A 16,429-nucleotide genomic window follows, 5' to 3' on the forward strand; every position below is an offset into this window, starting at 1 on the left:
AAACCCGCGAACGGTTACATAGTCTTTTTCTCTCTTATCATAGCTATGGTGCCAGTTCTCGAAATTTCTTTGATTCCAATGGGACGCAGGAGCTCTATTACTGCCTTCAGCTTAGACTCAGGTCCGGTAACCTCTATAGTGTAAGATTTGGGGCTTACGTCAACGACCTTGCAGCGGAATATATCGCACATGCGTAGTATCTCGGCCCTGGATTCTTCCTCGGCCCGGACCTTTATCAGGGCCATCTCGCGCTCAACAAATTCGCCCTCACTCACATCCACGACCTTGAAGACATCCACTATGCGCCTGAGCTGTTTGATTATCTGCTCAATTATGAATTCATCGCCCATGGTCACCAGAGTGAGATGAGACAGGGTCGGGTCCAGGGTTGCAGCCACATTAAGGCTCTCGATATTAAATGCCCGCCCGCTGAAAAGCCCTGTTATGCGGGACAGGGCACCAGGAGTATTTTCAACCAGTACGGAGAGAGTATGCTTCATTGGGCCAAGCTCCTTATCATCAATATCAAACGAGCAACATCTCAGTTGTAGCCTTTCCTGCCGGGACCATTGGGAATACCCCTTCCTCGCGGGCTATGGCAAATTCCATAATCGCCAGGCCTTCCACTTCAAGACCTTTGCTGAGCACATCATTGACCTCTTCCGGCCTGGTTGCCCTGAAACCCTTTGCTCCGTACGCCTCGGCCAGCTTCACGAAATCCGGGGTCATTTCAAACTCGGTAGCTGCATAGCGGCGATCATAGAACAGCTCCTGCCATTGTCTGACCATGCCGAGGAACTGATTATTCAGAATGACTATTTTCACAGGCAGGCGTTGCTCCATGGCGGTCGCCATCTCCTGGATATTCATCTGTATGCTGCCATCACCGGCTACATCCACCACCAGCTTTTCAGGGAAGGCCATCTGGGCCCCGATAGCAGCAGGGAATCCGTAACCCATGGTTCCAAGGCCACCGGAAGTCAGCAGGGTCCGTGGCTCGTCGAATTTATAGAACTGGGCAGTCCACATCTGGTTCTGGCCGACCTCCGTAGTAATGATGGCCCGCCCCTTTGTCATCTCATACAGCCTTTCAATAACATACTGGGGCTTGATGACACCGGGCTCCTCTTTATATGTGAGGGGATGGCGTTTTCCCCATGCATCAAGCTGCTCCAACCACGCCTGGTGCTGGTCCCTCCAGGCTTCAGCAGGGCGGCCGGCATCCTTTACGGCGTCCAACAGCTTCTTCAGTATCCTCCTGCAATCACCCACTATAGGTACATCCACCCTGACGTTTTTCTGAATGGATGTCGGGTCTATGTCCAGGTGAATTATCTTGGCCATTGGCGCAAATGCCTCGATTTTTCCGGTAACCCTGTCGTCAAAGCGGGCGCCGATAGCAATGATCAGATCACTGTTTGCCATGGCCATGTTGGCACAATATGTACCGTGCATGCCCAGCATACCCAGACTCAGCTCGTGGGTGCCTGGGAATGCGCCAAGCCCCATCAAGGTCATGGTTACAGGGATATAAGCCGCTTTAGCAAATGTCCTGAGTTCTTTATAGGCATCAGATATGATTACTCCGCCACCTGCGTAAATAACCGGCCGCTTTGCCTTCTCTATCAATCTGTAGGCCCGTTCGATCTGTTTGCCGTGAGGCTCGGTAACCGGATTATAGGAACGCAGCTTTATCTCCTGCGGATAATCAAACTCGGCCTTGGCGTTCTGCACATCCTTGGGAAGATCTACAAGGACCGGACCCGGCCTGCCCGACCTGGCGATATAAAAGGCCTCTTTAAGAACTCGAGGAAGGTCTCTGGCGTCTTTAACAAGGTAATTGTGCTTTGTGCAAGGACGTGTAATGCCGACGATATCTACTTCCTGGAAGGCATCATTACCGATCAGCGCGGTGGGTACCTGACCAGTGAATACAACTATGGGAACCGAGTCCATATTTGCTGTTGCTATTCCAGTTACGGTATTGGTGGCTCCCGGACCTGATGTGGCAATGCACACCCCCACCTTTCCGGAAGCCCTGGCATAACCATCGGCGGCATGGGCTGCTCCCTGTTCATGCCGTACCAGGACGTGCTTTATGGTGCCGTCTTTTTCCAAGGTGTCGTAGACATCAATAATGGCCCCGCCGGGAAAGCCAAAGACAACATCGACACCTTCCTGCTTGAGGGCCTCTATGACCATCTGTTTTCCGGCCATCTTAGCCATGTACTTTACCCCTTTCCCCGGCAGGTCCTTCCTCTTTCATGCTCTCCGGTTCATCCACAGACGGCTCCGGAACAGCCTGCGGGATCACAGATTCAGTAGATGCCGTCTCTTGGGCGGTCCTGCGTTTAGGCCTTGGCTTTTCCAGGGAGCTGGTGGCAAGTTCCACAATAGACATCATGGCGCAGTCTCCCCTTCGCGGGCCTTTCCTTATTATCCTGGTATAACCGCCATTTCTGCCAGCAAACTCTTTCCCCAACTCATCAAAAAGCTTCGTAACGACCTTGCGATCACGTATGACTGAAAACGCCTGACGCCTTGCATGGAGATCCGATCTTTTTGCCAGGGTAACCATCTTGTCAGCCACACGCCTGACCTCTTTGGCCCTTGGAATTGTTGTAACAATTCGACCATGCCTTAACAGCGATGTAACCATATTTCCGAGCATTGCCTTGCGATGAGGGGTCTTACACCCCAATCTGTCCGTCCGTCTTCGGTGTCTCATTACCGACCACCTTTTTTTTCTTTATTATTTTCTTCTACGTCTGTTTTCTCAGGCGGGCTCCATCCCTGAAGCTTCATGCCCAAATGCAATCCCATGCCATCGAGGCTTTCCTGGATCTCCTGCAGAGATTTCCGTCCAAAATTTTTGGTCTTGAGCATCTCCTGCTCTGACTTTTGGACCAGCTCACCAATGTAGTGAATATTTGCATTTTTAAGGCAATTGGCCGAGCGTACAGAAAACTCCAGCTCATCAATTTTCCGGTTCAGATATTCGATCTTACCTTCAAAATCAAAAGAGAGTTGATCTCCTTCAGATTCCTCCTTCTCGTCAAAGTTAATAAATACCGTAAGTTGATCCTTCAAAATCTTTGCGGCATAGGCGATTGCATCCTCAGGAAGGATGGTGCCGTCGGTTAATACCTCCATGATCAACTTGTCATAGTCCGTCATCTGACCGACACGGGCTTTTGTGACAACAAAATTGACCTTCTGAATCGGAGAAAACAGGGCATCTATAGCTATAGTGCCTATAGGCTGGCCTGGATCCTTATTGCTTTCAGCAGATACGTATCCCTTGCCCCATTTGACCATCATTTCCATCCGCAGCTCTCCATCTTCTGTCAATGTGGCAATATGATGATCTGGATTCAGTATCTCAACCCCACCCTGCGGAGCAATTAAATCTTCACCACGTACTTCTCCCGGGCCCTGTTTTTCCAATATCAAGGTCTTTTCTTCTTCTCCGAAAATCTTCGGATGTATGCCCTTCAGATTAAGTATAATATTGGTTACATCTTCTATCACTCCTGGTATGGTTCCCAGTTCGTGCAGCACTCCGTCTATTTTTACAGAAACAATCGCAGCTCCCTGCAGAGAAGACAAGAGTACACGGCGCAAGGCATTTCCCAGCGTGATACCATAGCCTCTCTCCAGAGGCTCACAACTGAATTTGCCATATGAATTCGTGTGTGTTGCACTATTAACTTCCAGCCTCTTGGGATAAATTAATTCCCGCCAATTGCGATAGTATGGAGTCTGTTCAGCAGTCATATTGTCTATCTAAGCCCCTTCTACTCTGGATATAATTTAATTCTTTTGCCATATAAGGCCGATCAGCACTGAATCACAAGTTATTACTTAGAGTAGAATTCAACTATCAACTGCTCCTGAATGGGCGTAGTTATGTGTCCTCGTTCAGGCATTGTCTTAACTGTACCCTGTAACTTATCTTCATCCAGTTCAAGCCATTCAGGCACACCCTTGCGGGCAATTGTCCCTAGCGCCTGCTTGATAGGAACTATAGATTTGCTCTTCTCCATTATCTTGATCTCATCTCCCTGTTTTACCAGGAAAGACGGTATGTCCGTTTTTTTCCCATTTATGGTGAAATGTCCATGACGAACCAGTTGGCGGGCCTGTGATCTGGATTCAGCAAAGCCAAGGCGGTAAACTACATTGTCAAGACGCCTTTCCAGGAGTAATAGGAGGTTAGTACCCGTGACCCCCTTTTGACGATCAGCTTTATTAAAATAACTCCTGAATTGTGCCTCCTGCAATCCATATATACGTCGAACCCGCTGCTTCTCTCTCAAACGAATTCCATAGTCAGAGACCTTTATCCGGCCCTGTCCATGTTCTCCCGGCACATAACTGCGTTTTTCAAAGGAACATTTATCTGAATAACATCTGTCTCCTTTAAGAAAAAGCTTGCAACCTTCCCTGCGACACAAACGACATCGTGGACCTGTATATCTAGCCAAAGAATTTCCTCCAATAAATTGGGAATATAAGAATCTTGTTTGACACCCTTTCCGGCACAGTTCTATACTCGACGTCTTTTTGGAGGCCTGCAACCGTTATGAGGTATTGATGTAACGTCTCGAATAATTGAAACCTTAAATTCTGCTATTTGGAGGGCCCGCAATGCTGCCTCTCTTCCGGACCCTGGCCCCTTGACATGGACCTCAACACTTCTCATGCCATGTTCTGCTGCCTTTCGTACAGCGTTTTCTGCCGCTACCTGGGCGGCGAAGGGCGTGCCTTTTCTGGAACCCTTAAAGCCCTGGGTCCCTGCACTTGACCAGGAAATCGCATTGCCCTGTTTATCAGTTATGGTAATTATAGTATTATTAAAAGTAGATTGTATGTGCACAATACCTTCCGGCACATTCTTCCTTTCTTTTCGACCACCTCTTCTCGGTGATGCCATATTCTTCTGCCCTCCGCAACTATGATCTTCTCTTCTTTTTGACCACTGAACGTCTGGGACCCTTTCGCGTACGGGCATTTGTTTTAGTGCGCTGCCCATTAACAGGGAGTCCTCTACGATGCCTGAGTCCCCGATAGCTTCCGAAATCCATCAATCGCTTGATGTTCAATGACACCTCTCTACGAAGATCTCCCTCTACTTTATAGCCGGCATCGATAGTCTTCCGCAGCGACGTGATATCTTGATCAGTCAAATCATCGGATTTTTTGTTTCTGTCAATTTCTGCCTTATCCAGAATTTGTTGGGCGGTTGTGCGTCCAATTCCATAAATATACGTGAGCGCAATCTCCAGCCTCTTGTTTTTTGGCAGCTCAACACCTGCAATTCTTGCCACGGATCAACCCCCTAGCTATCCTTGTCGCTGTTTGTGCCTTGGATTTTTGCAAATCACGCGCAGTATGCCTCTGCGTCGGATTATTTTGCATTCCTTACAGCGACGTCTGATTGATGCTTTAACCTTCATGACATATACCTTTCCGTACCAGGTTTAATCTTACCTGTAACGAAGATTACCTGGCCCTATATATAACCCGGCCTCTGGACAAGTCGTAGGGCGACAGCTCTATGGTTACTGTATCACCAGGCAATATTTTTATATAGTGCATACGCATCTTACCTGAAATATGCGCGAGTACTTTGTGACCATTTTCAAGCTCAACGCGAAACATGGCGTTAGGTAAGGTTTCAAGCACCTTTCCCTCAACCTGTATGGCATCATCTTTGGACATCAAATTTACCTTGGTTCCTTTTGTAAGTTCAAGACTTAGAATTCCAAATTATGTATGAACGGCTCTCCGTTCATACACCACAGACTACCTTCTTCCCTTCAGCCTGGCTCCTTTCATAAATCCTTCGTAGCTTCTGGTGATAAGATGGGACTCAATTTGAGCCATGGTATCCATGCCCACACCCACGACAATCAGAAGGGCGGTTCCACCGAAATAAAAAGGAACATTTAACTTTGAAATCAATATGCTCGGCAAAACGCAAATCACAGAAACATAAATGGCACCTATCAGGGTAATCCTGGTCAGCACCCTGTCAATATATTCAGAAGTGCGCCTTCCTGGTCTGAGGCCCGGGACATAACCGCCATGTTTCTTCATGTTGTCTGCGATATCAACCGGATTGAAGATGATGGCTGTATAAAAATAACAGAAAAAGATAATGGCTGCTACAAAGATCGTCTCATAGACAAAACTTCCAGGTCTCAGACTCTGAGTTATACTCTGTATCCAAGGCACCTGGATAAAATTTACCATGGTTGCAGGAAACATCATAATAGACGATGCAAAAATCGGTGGTATTACTCCTGCAGTATTTACTTTCAGGGGCAGATGGGTGCTTTGTCCTCCATATACCTTTCGTCCCACCACTCTTCTGGCATATTGGACCGGAATACGCCTGTGCGACCGCTCCATAAAACATATGAATCCGATTACGGCCGCCATCATCACCAGGAGAAATATGACCAGTGCCAGATGTATATCCCCGGTACGCATCAGGCTGAATGTATCTATAATGGCTGAAGGCATTCTGGCTACAATACCTGCAAAGATAATCAGAGAAATACCATTACCTACCCCTCTTTCCGTGATTTGCTCTCCAAGCCACATCAGAAATACAGTTCCTGACATAAAAGTCAGGGCACTTAAAAGTCGAAAAGGCCAGCCGGGCTCTGTTACTACCGGAGCACCACCTGGTGCTCTCATGCTCTCAAGAGCAATTGCTATTCCAAGCCCCTGGATAAGGCTCAGGCCCACCGTACCATACCTGGTATACTGGCTGATCTTCTTTCTTCCCGCCTCACCTTCCTTTTTTAAGGCCTCAAGATGCGGAATTGCTACTGTAAGGAGCTGGATAATGATGGAAGCACTGATATAAGGCATTATGCCCAAGGCCAAAATGGACATTTTCCTGAGAGCTCCCCCGGAGAACATGTTGAACATACCAAATAGCGTCCCCTGGGCGCGATCGAAGAAGGACGCCATGGCCGCAACATCAATACCGGGAGTAGGAATTTGGACTCCGACCCGATACACAGCCAGCATAAGCAGGGTAAAACCGATGCGTCTGCGCAGCTCCGGGACCTGGCCTATGCCTCCTAATCCCCTAAGCAATATTTGCCTCCCGGCCCCGTTCCTTGATGATCTCTATCCGTCCGCCAGTAGTCTCTATTTTATTTCTGGCTGTTTCACTGACTGCATGAGCACGAACAGTCAGCGGTTGCCGTATCTCTCCATCACCTAATATTTTCAGGAGATGATAACGTTTACGTATAAGTCCCCGTGATTTCAGAAAGGCAATATCCACCACTCCTTCATGCCCGATCTTTGCCAGATCACCAATATTCAATACGCCGTAGACCTTTCTGAAACGGTTCTTGAAACCTCGTTTCGGAAGTTTCCTGTACAACGGCATCTGACCTCCTTCAAACCCTGGGCGAATACCGGGGCCAGATCTGGATCGTTGGCCCTTCTGACCTCTGCAGGCCGTTTTTCCATGTCCAGAACCCGGTCCCCTTCCAATGCGCTTTTTCCCGCATTTGGATCCGGGATGAGGCCCTAATGAATCCAGTGTAATCATACAGGCTCCTTATCAGTGAATTAATTTATATACCGTGATTCCATTGAAAATACCCAAGGGGTTAATTACGATAATTTTTTGAGCTGATCTTAGCACCTTGCGTGTGAGGCATTTTGAGCGGGAATCATATTTCAGGACTCTCTGCACTGTAATCATACTGCGATTTTTCGACGCTTCTGCCCCGGCATTTTGCCCTGGATACGGAAACACGCAAGGTTTCCAGACCATCAAATGTGGCATGCATTACATTGTGTGGATTATTGGAGCCGAGGCACTTGGTCAGTATATCATGAATTCCCGCCGCCTCCATGATTGCTCTTACTACCGCCCCGGCTATGACCCCGGTACCTGGTGATGCAGGTTTCAACAAAACCCTGCCCGCACCAAAATGACCTGTTACTTCGTGAGGTATGGTTTTGCTTACCATTGGTATCTGAATCATAGACTTAATGGCCTTCTCGCGAGCCTTTCTGAGTGCCTCAGGAACTTCTCTGGCCTTTCCCATGGCGAAACCGACTCTTCCCGCCCCATCACCTACCACCGAAAGAGCACTGAAGCTGAAGCGCCTTCCGCCCTTGACTACCTTGGCCACCCTGTTAATATAAACTATCTTTTCTATCAGCTCTTGTTCGTTTTTTATATATTCTTCCTGCAACGACACCTCCTTAAGGCCAGCAACTACCACCCATTACACCTGACACTTCATGCTTCCTGACAGATGTCAGGCTTTCGCAGGATTCACCCGCTGGCAAATCGAGCCCGAATCAGAAATCAAGGCCGGCTTCCCTGGCCGCCTCTGCGAGGGCCTTTACTCGGCCGTGATATAGATATCCGCCACGGTCAAACGCCACCGCGTTTATACCTTTTCCTTTGGCCCTTTGGGCAACAATCCGGCCGACTTCTTTAGCAACTGCCGTTTTGTCTCCAAGATCCCCTGCCTTGTTTCTGATCTCAGGGGTCAAGGAGGAAGCAGACGCGATTGTAATGCCTCGTTCATCATCAATAATCTGAGCATATATGTGTTTACTGCTCCGGAAAATTGCCATCCGTGGACGATTTCCCGTCCCTGATATGCGCTTACGTATGTGCTGTTTGCGCCTTAAACGCGCTTTCAGCTTAGGGCTTGTCTTTGCCATAATTACTTAACCATACACACTGTTCCAGATGGTTCCGAAATCCATAGCTACTGTGCAGCAGCCTTTCCGGCTTTGCGGATTATACGTTCATCAGCATAACTGATTCCCTTGCCTTTATATGGCTCCAGCGGCCTGAGAGATCGGATTCTCGAAGCAGTGAGCCCCAAAAGCTCCTTATCATATCCCTCCAGGATCAGACTGATTTGTTTTTGCCGTTCTACCCGGGCCTTGATTCCTTCAGGAAGAGGAAATTCTATCGGATGAGAATAGCCCAAGTGAAATACCAGCTTGTTGTCCTTTTCTTCAATTTTGTAGCCGACTCCTGTTAATAGAAGCTCCCGTGTAAATCCTTTTGTGACCCCGATTACCATGTTATTTATAAGTGTCCGGCACAACCCATGTATTGAACGGCCCAGCCTTGTATCCTCGGCTCTCCTGACTATCAGCTGTTCCCTATCTCTTTCAACGATTGCCAGGGGATGTACTTCCAGACTCAAGGTGCCCTTGGGGCCCTGGACAGTAATGATACGTCCATCTATGGTAATTTTGGCCTCCGAAGGCACATTTATTGGTTTTTTACCTATTCGAGACATAAAAAAATTCCAGACTACCAAATGGCGCAGACAACTTCTCCGCCAACATTATTTTTCCTGGCCTGGGCATCGGTCATGATACCCTTTGATGTAGAAATCACCGCAGTACCGAGCCCGGCTCTTATCCTTGGAATTGCGTCCTTCTTACAATATACCCGTCGTCCAGGTGTGCTTATCCGCTTTAATCCAAGAATAACAGGTTGCCCGTCTGAGTATCTCAGAAACAACCGAAGAATTTTCTGTCGTCTGTCTCTGTAGATACGAAAGTTGCTTATATAACCTTCTTTTTTAAGTAGTTTCGAAATTCCTATCTTAAAATTAGAGAAAGGGATGTCAACCCTATCATGCTTTGCCTTATTGGCATTTCGGAGCCGTGTAAGCATATCCGCTACAGGATCAGTCATAGACATAAAAAAATCTCCCGAAAGTATGGAATTATACAGCTACCAACTGGCTTTGGTGACCCCTGGAATTACACCCTGTGAGGCCATTTTCCTGAAACATATTCTGCATAAGCCAAATCTTCTGATAAAGGCACGTGGACGGCCACAAATCGGGCATCTATTATATTTTCTGACATCAAATTTTGGTTTCCTCTGTACCTTATATATCAACGCCTTTTTAGCCAAAGATCCCTCCTCAACGAATTCTACTTACGAAACGGCATTCCAAGAGCATCCAATAAGTACCGAGCTTCGTCATCAGTTTTGGCGCTGGTAACCACCGTTACATTCATTCCCTTGATCTTGTCTATCTTGTCATAGTCGATTTCCGGAAAGATAATCTGCTCCTTAATGCCCAATGTGTAATTACCCTTTCCGTCAAAGGCCTTCGGCGATATACCCCTGAAGTCCCTGATCCTGGGAATGGCAATGTTAATCAGTTTGGTGAGAAAATCATACATTCGTTGTCCTCTGAGGGTCACGCGACACCCTACAGGCATCCCTTCTCTCACCTTAAAGGCTGCGATTGATTTCCTGGCCCTGGTAATGACCGGCCTCTGTCCGGATATAAGGGTCAATTCTTCAACTGCGGAGTCTAATATCTTTGGATTTTCAATTGCCTCGCCAAGTCCCATATTCAAGATCACCTTCTCGATTTTTGGAACCTGGTGGAAATTCTTATATCCAAAATGTTCCATTAATCCTGGAACACATTCTTTTTTATATCTCTCTTCCAAGAGGACCATGCCTGAATGCCTCCACAAGGCCTACTTTTTTTCTGTCGGGATGACCTCTCCGCACTTCTTGCAGACGCGGACTTTATCCCCATCTTCCAGTATCTTTCTGGATATTCGCGTTGATTCGGTACATTTGGGGCAAATCAACAACAAATTAGACAAATGGATGGATGCTTCCTTCTCTAAAATGCCGCCACTTGTACCGGGCCCCGGGCGTGTATGGCGTTTGACCATCTGTGCACCCTCAACAAGCGCCCTTCCTTTTGCAGGCAAAATGGAGAGTATCTTGCCGACCCTGCCTTTGTCCCGGCCGGCCTTTACCATTACCCGGTCATTTTTTCTCAGATATGTCTTTACGCTCTTCATCGACCCGATCTCCCTGAACTAAAGCACCTCGGGTGCAAGCGATATTATCTTCATGAAACGTTTTGCCCTGAGCTCCCTGGCCACTGGTCCGAAAATTCTGGTGCCAACCGGTTCTCCGTATTGATTTACCAAAACCGCTGCATTCTCGTCGAATCGTATCCAGGAGCCATCAACCCGTGGTATCTCTTTTTTGGTCCGTACTATAACGGCTTTAACCACATCACCTTTTTTCACTTTGGAATTTGGTATGGCCTCCTTGACCGAGACAATTACTATATCCCCTATGCTTGCAACACGCCTACGAGTTCCGCCTAAGACCCTAATACAGCACACGCGTTTTGCACCTGAATTGTCGGCGACATTTAATAATGTTTCTTGCTGGATCATGATATGATCCTGTCCTTTCTTTTCCTGTCCTAGAGAGCCTTCTCAATAACTTCTCTAACAAGCCAACGTTTGCGTCGACTCATAGGTCGGTACTCTTCTATCAGAATTTTGTCGCCAATTCCGCAGCTATTACCTGCATCATGAGCCATGTACTTCTTTTGTTGCTGTATATACTTGCCGTATACCGGATGCCGGACTCGCCGAACGACCTTAACAACCACTGTCTTGTCCATCTTATTGCTGGCAACAGTGCCAATAAGCATCCTGCGGGATTTCCTGCCGGCATTCATGCTACTCTCCATTGCTATACCCCGGAATCAGCAATTTTCTCTGCCAATACTGTTTTGGTTCTTGCTATCGATCGCCTCACGGCACGAATCCTCATTACATTTTCCAATTGGTGAGTAGCCTGCTGAAACCGCAGATTAAAAAGCTCTTGCCGAAGATTTTTTTCTTTTTGCTGAATTTCTTCTGTGCTCAGTTCCCTGAGTTTGTCAGCTACGCTCATAACATTTCACTCCTGGCGACAATCTTGGTGGGAACCGGAAGCTTATATTGTGCCAGCCTCAGGGCGGCCCTGGCAGAAGCCTCATCTACACCCTCCATCTCATAAAGCATCCTGCCTGGCTTAACCACTGCTACCCAACAATCCACTGAGCCCTTACCCTTGCCCATTCTGGTCTCGGCGGGCTTACTGGAGACAGGCTTATCCGGAAATATTCGTATCCATATTTTTCCACGGCGTTTTACGCGCCTCGTGATAGCTATCCGGGCGGCCTCTATCTGCTGGGCCTTGATCCTGCCGCGACCGATGGCTTTAAGGCCGTAATCGCCAAAGGACAGCTTATTTCCCCGTTGTGCCATGCCTCTTATGCGGCCTTTCTGTTGTTTGCGGTATTTGACTTTCTTCGGGCTAAGCATTTATTCCCCCAACTATATCTCTATTGCAGCAACTTCAGACTCTTTGTCAGGCAGAACTTCTCCCTTGAACACCCAAACCTTGATACCTATTACCCCATAAGTAGTCATTGCTTCAGCCTGGCCGTAATCAATATCCGCCCTAAGGGTATGCAGCGGTACCCTGCCATCGAGATACCATTCGGTGCGGCACATTTCAGCGCCACCCAGACGCCCGGAGCTCGCAATCCTTATACCCTGTGCGCCGAACTTGCGTGCTATGCTTATAGCCCTCTTCATGGCCCTCCGGAAAGAAATGCGCCGTACAAGCTGACCCGCAACGTTTTCAGCTACCAGTTGAGCGTCTATTTCCGGTCTTCGGACTTCTGTAATGTCAATCATTACCCGACGTCTGATCATTTTTTCCAAAGACCGTTTCAGGCTCTCAATTTCCACACCCTTCTTGCCAATAATTATCCCTGGACGCGCGGCGAAGATACGGATGCGTAATCTCTGTGCAGCCCTTTCTATTTCAATTTTTGATATTCCTGCATGATAGACCTGATTCTTAATGAACTTTCTGATCTTGTAGTCCTCAAGGATCAGGGCAGGATACTCCTTCTCGGCAAACCAGCGCGAGTCCCACGTGCGCGTTATCCGCAGTCTCAGACCGATCGGATTTACTTTTTGACCCAAGGCATCCTCCTGTAACCGTACCACTTTTTGACAGAGAGTGAACTATTCTTCATCCAATACCACCATTATATGAGAAAAACGATGCTGTATTCTGCAGGCCCTGCCCATTGCCCTGGGACGAAATCTCTTCAGTCGTGGGCCTTGATCCACCGCGATTTTTTTAATGTACAGAATATCCACATCGATATTTGGATTTTGATCCGCATTGGCCAAAGCTGATTCAACCACCTTTTTAATTATCCTGGCGCCCTTTTTGGGCATGTAATTCAGGATCTGCAAGGCCTCTCCAACAGATTTGCCTCGAACGACATCGGCAACCAGCCGAGTCTTTTGCGGAGAAATTCTTAAGTATTTGGCAACTGCCCTGGCTTCCATTGGTGCTATGCCCTCTTACTTCTTCCGGATCCTGGATTTTTTATCAACAGCGTGGCCGTAATAGGTGCGGGTCGGCGAAAACTCGCCAAGCTTATGTCCAACCATATTCTCAGTAATGAATACAGGGATAAATTTCCGTCCGTTGTGCACAGCAAAGGTGAGACCCACCATTTCAGGCACAATCATGGATCGCCTGGACCATGTCTTGATGACACGCCTGTCTTTGGTCTCAACGGCCTTAAGCACTTTTTTCATAAGGTGATCATCAACAAAAGGACCTTTCTTTACCGACCTTGGCACCTGTTTTCTCCTATTTCCAAAGACTACTTCTTTTTATGCCTGCTTCGTACTATGAATGAATCACTGGGCTTGTTCTTCTTCCTCGTGCGATAACCCTTTGCCGGCATTCCCCACGGACTGCATGGATGCCTGCCGCCGGAAGATTTCCCTTCACCACCCCCCATGGGATGGTCAACAGGATTCATGGCTACTCCGCGCACCCTGGGGCGTCTGCCAAGCCACCGGCTCCTGCCGGCCTTGCCTAATTTGATATTTTCATGATCGAGATTTCCTACCTGGCCAACAGTGGCCCGGCAGGTATTGAGAAACATTCTTACTTCTCCACTTGGAAGGCGCAATTGTACGTATTTACCTTCCTTGGCCATTATCTGGGCCGAACTGCCGGCACTTCTTACTATCTGCCCGCCCTTGCCTGGACGCAATTCCACGTTATGGACCAAAGTACCCAGGGGAATATTCTTTAAAGGCATGCAATTCCCTGGATGTATGTCCGCCACGTCGTCAGACACAACGAACTCACCGGTCTTGAGTCCCAGAGGGGCCAGAATGTATCTCTTTTCCCCGTCAACATATTGCAAGAGGGCGATCCTCGAGGACCTGTTGGGATCATACTCTATGGCAGCCACTTTTGCAGGCACACCGAGTTTATGTCTCTGAAAATCTATAGTCCTGTATTTACGCTTGTGCCCACCACCTCTGTGCCTGGCAGTCATTCTCCCGCAGGAGTTTCTGCCGCCGCTGCGCTTGAGGGACTCAACCAGCGATTTCTCAGGGGCCTTATCACTAATTTCGCGGTCCACCAATACGGTCATGCCGCGCCTGGCCGGAGATGTCGGTTTGTATTTTTTAATCGGCATTATACACCTTCAAAGAACTCGATACTTTCCCCGGGATACAGCCTTACAACGGCTTTTTTAAAACTTGGGCGTTTACCTGTAAATCGACCGACTCTCTTGGGCTTTCCTTTGACCTTGATGGTCTGAACAGACAGGACTTTCACTTTAAAGATCTTCTCCACTGCAGTCTTTATCTCGATTTTATTTGCCTTTTGGTCCACCTTGAAGGCCAACTGGTTTGCCATTTCTTTCTGTAAGGTGGCCTTCTCGGTAATCAGCGGGACCTTTATCACCGAATACAGTTCCTTCATGGCTGCAGCCTCTCCTCGATCACTCCGACAGCCGGTTCCTTGATTATCACATATTCGTATTTTAACAAATCATACACATTAATACCTCTCAAGGGCAGAATCTTGACATTGGGAATATTACGCGAGGACAGTTCCAATATCTGATCCGGTGTGTCGGTTACTATTACGGCCTTCTGTATATCAAAACGGTCAAGCAGGCGCTTCATATCTTTGGTTTTTATTTGCTCCAGGCCAAAATCCCTGAGGACCAGGAGACGATCACCCTCGATCTTTGTGCTTAACGCCATCCTCAGCGCCAAGCGGCGGACCTTTTTAGGCAGGCCGTAGCTGTAATCCCTTGGCTTCGGACCAAATACCGAGCCGCCTCGCTTCCATAAGGGCGACTTGTTGCTGCCTGCGCGGGCCCGGCCGGTTCCTTTCTGACGAAAAGGCTTCTTTCCGCTTCCGCTGACTTCGCTGCGCGTCTTTACGCAAGCGGTACCGGCCCGTTTCCCGGCCATCTGCCACCTGACTACTTCATGGAGTATCCCTCTCCTGGGTATCACACCAAAGACGGCATCACTTACTGTCAGTTCACCGACCTTCTCTTTCTGTGCGTTATAAACTGCCAGGGTTGTCATGGATTGCCCTGTCTCCTCTATTTTATTAGCACATATACAAGTTGATTAATGGAACCCGGAACACACCCCTTAACCAACAGCAGGTTCTCATCAGGCCGCACGTCAACAACCATGGAATTCTTCACGGTAACACGTTTTCCTCCCATGCGACCAGGCATCTTTTTGCCCTTGATGACCCTGGATGGAGTGGCACTCTGCCCAACAGAGCCTACTGCTCTGTGATGTTTGGATCCATGGCCCATAGGACCCCTGGAAAATCCGTGACGCTTAATAGTGCCAGCAAAACCGCGACCTTTACTCACTCCGGCTATGTCCACCAGTTGGCGGATTTCCAGATCCTTCAGTGTAAGGACCTGGCCTACATCAAAGGCTTCAGGATCCTTGACTGATATCTCCCTGATATAGCGAAAGCCGTGGGACAGCCCGGCTCTCTTTACATGTCCCTGCTCCGGAAGATTCAACCTGCCTAAAGGCCTTGGGGAAAATCCGAATTGCAAGGCGTTATAGCCCTCTCTCTCCGCTGTCTTCTTTTGGAGCACGGTACAGGGACCGACCTCCAGCACCGTAACCGGGACGACCTGACCGTCCTCGGAAAAGACCTGGATCATTCCTACCTTGCGGCCCATCATGCCTGATAAATTCGACATTGCTGCTTCTGTCCCCGTCCTTAATCTCTATAGCTTAATTTCAACATCCACCCCAGCAGACAATTCCAACTTCATCAAGGCGTCTATTGTCTGTTGTGTAGGCTCCAGAATATCTATGAGTCTCCTGTGGGTACGGATCTCAAACTGCTCCCTTGACTTCTTGTCTACATGGGGAGAGCGCAATACAGTATAGCGCCTAATAGAAGTAGGTAACGGGATTGGCCCGCCAAGACGGGCTCCGGTCCGTTTTGCCGTATCTACAATTTCACCTACAGACTGATCAAGCTGCTTGTGATCATATGCCTTGAGACGAATTCTTATCCTCTGGGTTGGGACTATCATCCCTCATTCCTCAATTCTTAACTGGTGAATACATCTACTCCACGATCTTGGTTACCACGCCGGCCCCGACCGTCCGGCCGCCTTCACGGATCGCAAACCTGACTCCCTCTTCCATGGCAATGGGCTGGATCATCGAGACCTCAAGAGATACATTGTCCCCT

Annotated in this window: 31 protein-coding genes; all 31 read right to left on the reverse strand. The window is 48.3% G+C overall.

Annotated features, from left to right (window positions below):
- Nucleotides 1-14: 14 nt before the first annotated feature.
- Nucleotides 15-500: an acetolactate synthase small subunit gene (locus C4B57_09900; GenBank protein PXF53222.1), complete on the reverse strand. Its 486-nt coding sequence runs from the start codon at nt 498-500 to the stop codon at nt 15-17.
- Between the two features lie 25 nt (nt 501-525).
- A complete protein-coding gene (gene ilvB / locus C4B57_09905) occupies nt 526-2,226 on the reverse strand; it encodes an acetolactate synthase, large subunit, biosynthetic type (protein ID PXF53223.1) in 1,701 nt (566 codons plus the stop codon).
- Nucleotides 2,219-2,728 (reverse strand): 50S ribosomal protein L17, encoded by a 510-nt coding sequence (locus C4B57_09910; protein ID PXF53224.1) that lies wholly within the window; start codon nt 2,726-2,728, stop codon nt 2,219-2,221. Before C4B57_09910 ends, ilvB begins: the two co-directional genes overlap by 8 nt.
- A complete protein-coding gene (locus C4B57_09915; GenBank protein PXF53225.1) occupies nt 2,728-3,777 on the reverse strand; it encodes a DNA-directed RNA polymerase subunit alpha in 1,050 nt (349 codons plus the stop codon). The genes C4B57_09910 and C4B57_09915 overlap by 1 nt, the downstream gene beginning before the upstream one ends.
- 83 nt (nt 3,778-3,860) lie before the next feature.
- The gene (locus tag C4B57_09920) at nt 3,861-4,487 is read right to left on the reverse strand and encodes a 30S ribosomal protein S4 (protein PXF53226.1); all 627 of its coding nucleotides are present in this window, start codon (nt 4,485-4,487) and stop codon (nt 3,861-3,863) included.
- Between the two features lie 62 nt (nt 4,488-4,549).
- The gene (locus C4B57_09925) at nt 4,550-4,936 is read right to left on the reverse strand and encodes a 30S ribosomal protein S11 (protein ID PXF53227.1); all 387 of its coding nucleotides are present in this window, start codon (nt 4,934-4,936) and stop codon (nt 4,550-4,552) included.
- Between the two features lie 19 nt (nt 4,937-4,955).
- On the reverse strand, nt 4,956-5,330 hold the full coding sequence (locus C4B57_09930; protein ID PXF53228.1) for a 30S ribosomal protein S13: 375 nt from the start codon (nt 5,328-5,330) through the stop codon (nt 4,956-4,958).
- 15 nt (nt 5,331-5,345) lie between these two features.
- On the reverse strand, nt 5,346-5,459 hold the full coding sequence (locus C4B57_09935) for a 50S ribosomal protein L36 (GenBank protein PXF53229.1): 114 nt from the start codon (nt 5,457-5,459) through the stop codon (nt 5,346-5,348).
- Between the two features lie 46 nt (nt 5,460-5,505).
- Nucleotides 5,506-5,724 carry a translation initiation factor IF-1 gene (locus C4B57_09940; protein PXF53230.1) on the reverse strand — a complete coding sequence of 73 codons (219 nt, stop codon included), beginning with the start codon at nt 5,722-5,724 and terminating at the stop codon, nt 5,506-5,508.
- 84 nt (nt 5,725-5,808) lie between these two features.
- A complete protein-coding gene (locus C4B57_09945; GenBank protein PXF53231.1) occupies nt 5,809-7,116 on the reverse strand; it encodes a preprotein translocase subunit SecY in 1,308 nt (435 codons plus the stop codon).
- A complete protein-coding gene (locus C4B57_09950; GenBank protein PXF53232.1) occupies nt 7,109-7,582 on the reverse strand; it encodes a 50S ribosomal protein L15 in 474 nt (157 codons plus the stop codon). The genes C4B57_09945 and C4B57_09950 overlap by 8 nt, the downstream gene beginning before the upstream one ends.
- Before the next feature lie 124 nt (nt 7,583-7,706).
- Nucleotides 7,707-8,222, reverse strand: coding sequence for a 30S ribosomal protein S5 (locus C4B57_09955; protein PXF53252.1), 516 nt, complete (start codon nt 8,220-8,222; stop codon nt 7,707-7,709).
- Between the two features lie 124 nt (nt 8,223-8,346).
- Nucleotides 8,347-8,718, reverse strand: coding sequence for a 50S ribosomal protein L18 (locus tag C4B57_09960; GenBank protein ID PXF53233.1), 372 nt, complete (start codon nt 8,716-8,718; stop codon nt 8,347-8,349).
- 47 nt (nt 8,719-8,765) lie between these two features.
- Nucleotides 8,766-9,311: a 50S ribosomal protein L6 gene (locus C4B57_09965; GenBank protein ID PXF53253.1), complete on the reverse strand. Its 546-nt coding sequence runs from the start codon at nt 9,309-9,311 to the stop codon at nt 8,766-8,768.
- Nucleotides 9,312-9,325: 14 nt separating this feature from the next.
- Entirely contained in the window at nt 9,326-9,721 is a 396-nt protein-coding gene (locus C4B57_09970) for a 30S ribosomal protein S8 (protein ID PXF53234.1), read from the reverse strand.
- A 33-nt stretch (nt 9,722-9,754) separates the two neighbouring features.
- Nucleotides 9,755-9,940, reverse strand: a complete 186-nt coding sequence (locus C4B57_09975; GenBank protein ID PXF53235.1) for a type Z 30S ribosomal protein S14 — start codon at nt 9,938-9,940, stop codon at nt 9,755-9,757.
- A gap of 20 nt (nt 9,941-9,960) precedes the next feature.
- Entirely contained in the window at nt 9,961-10,500 is a 540-nt protein-coding gene (locus C4B57_09980) for a 50S ribosomal protein L5 (protein PXF53236.1), read from the reverse strand.
- 21 nt (nt 10,501-10,521) lie between these two features.
- The gene (locus C4B57_09985; protein ID PXF53237.1) at nt 10,522-10,857 is read right to left on the reverse strand and encodes a 50S ribosomal protein L24; all 336 of its coding nucleotides are present in this window, start codon (nt 10,855-10,857) and stop codon (nt 10,522-10,524) included.
- 18 nt (nt 10,858-10,875) lie between these two features.
- Complete coding sequence (locus C4B57_09990) at nt 10,876-11,244, reverse strand: 50S ribosomal protein L14 (protein PXF53238.1); 369 nt, start codon at nt 11,242-11,244, stop codon at nt 10,876-10,878.
- Between the two features lie 29 nt (nt 11,245-11,273).
- Entirely contained in the window at nt 11,274-11,534 is a 261-nt protein-coding gene (locus C4B57_09995) for a 30S ribosomal protein S17 (GenBank protein ID PXF53254.1), read from the reverse strand.
- Nucleotides 11,535-11,548: 14 nt separating this feature from the next.
- A complete protein-coding gene (locus tag C4B57_10000) occupies nt 11,549-11,752 on the reverse strand; it encodes a 50S ribosomal protein L29 (GenBank protein PXF53239.1) in 204 nt (67 codons plus the stop codon).
- Nucleotides 11,749-12,165, reverse strand: coding sequence for a 50S ribosomal protein L16 (locus C4B57_10005; GenBank protein ID PXF53240.1), 417 nt, complete (start codon nt 12,163-12,165; stop codon nt 11,749-11,751). The genes C4B57_10000 and C4B57_10005 overlap by 4 nt, the downstream gene beginning before the upstream one ends.
- A 12-nt stretch (nt 12,166-12,177) precedes the next feature.
- Entirely contained in the window at nt 12,178-12,837 is a 660-nt protein-coding gene (locus C4B57_10010; protein PXF53241.1) for a 30S ribosomal protein S3, read from the reverse strand.
- 42 nt (nt 12,838-12,879) lie between these two features.
- Nucleotides 12,880-13,212, reverse strand: coding sequence for a 50S ribosomal protein L22 (locus tag C4B57_10015; GenBank protein ID PXF53242.1), 333 nt, complete (start codon nt 13,210-13,212; stop codon nt 12,880-12,882).
- 15 nt (nt 13,213-13,227) lie between these two features.
- A complete protein-coding gene (locus tag C4B57_10020) occupies nt 13,228-13,512 on the reverse strand; it encodes a 30S ribosomal protein S19 (protein PXF53243.1) in 285 nt (94 codons plus the stop codon).
- 23 nt (nt 13,513-13,535) lie between these two features.
- Nucleotides 13,536-14,369 carry a 50S ribosomal protein L2 gene (locus C4B57_10025; GenBank protein ID PXF53244.1) on the reverse strand — a complete coding sequence of 278 codons (834 nt, stop codon included), beginning with the start codon at nt 14,367-14,369 and terminating at the stop codon, nt 13,536-13,538.
- Entirely contained in the window at nt 14,369-14,659 is a 291-nt protein-coding gene (locus tag C4B57_10030) for a 50S ribosomal protein L23 (GenBank protein ID PXF53245.1), read from the reverse strand. The genes C4B57_10025 and C4B57_10030 overlap by 1 nt, the downstream gene beginning before the upstream one ends.
- Complete coding sequence (locus C4B57_10035; protein ID PXF53246.1) at nt 14,656-15,279, reverse strand: 50S ribosomal protein L4; 624 nt, start codon at nt 15,277-15,279, stop codon at nt 14,656-14,658. The genes C4B57_10030 and C4B57_10035 overlap by 4 nt, the downstream gene beginning before the upstream one ends.
- A gap of 17 nt (nt 15,280-15,296) precedes the next feature.
- Nucleotides 15,297-15,926, reverse strand: coding sequence for a 50S ribosomal protein L3 (locus C4B57_10040; protein PXF53247.1), 630 nt, complete (start codon nt 15,924-15,926; stop codon nt 15,297-15,299).
- Between the two features lie 27 nt (nt 15,927-15,953).
- Nucleotides 15,954-16,268 carry a 30S ribosomal protein S10 gene (locus C4B57_10045; GenBank protein PXF53248.1) on the reverse strand — a complete coding sequence of 105 codons (315 nt, stop codon included), beginning with the start codon at nt 16,266-16,268 and terminating at the stop codon, nt 15,954-15,956.
- 34 nt (nt 16,269-16,302) lie between these two features.
- Nucleotides 16,303-16,429 (reverse strand): elongation factor Tu (tuf, locus tag C4B57_10050; protein PXF53255.1); only part of this gene is annotated, 127 nt, incomplete at its 5' end.

Source organism: Deltaproteobacteria bacterium (assembly GCA_003194485.1).
GTDB lineage: Bacteria > Desulfobacterota > Dissulfuribacteria > Dissulfuribacterales > UBA3076 > UBA3076.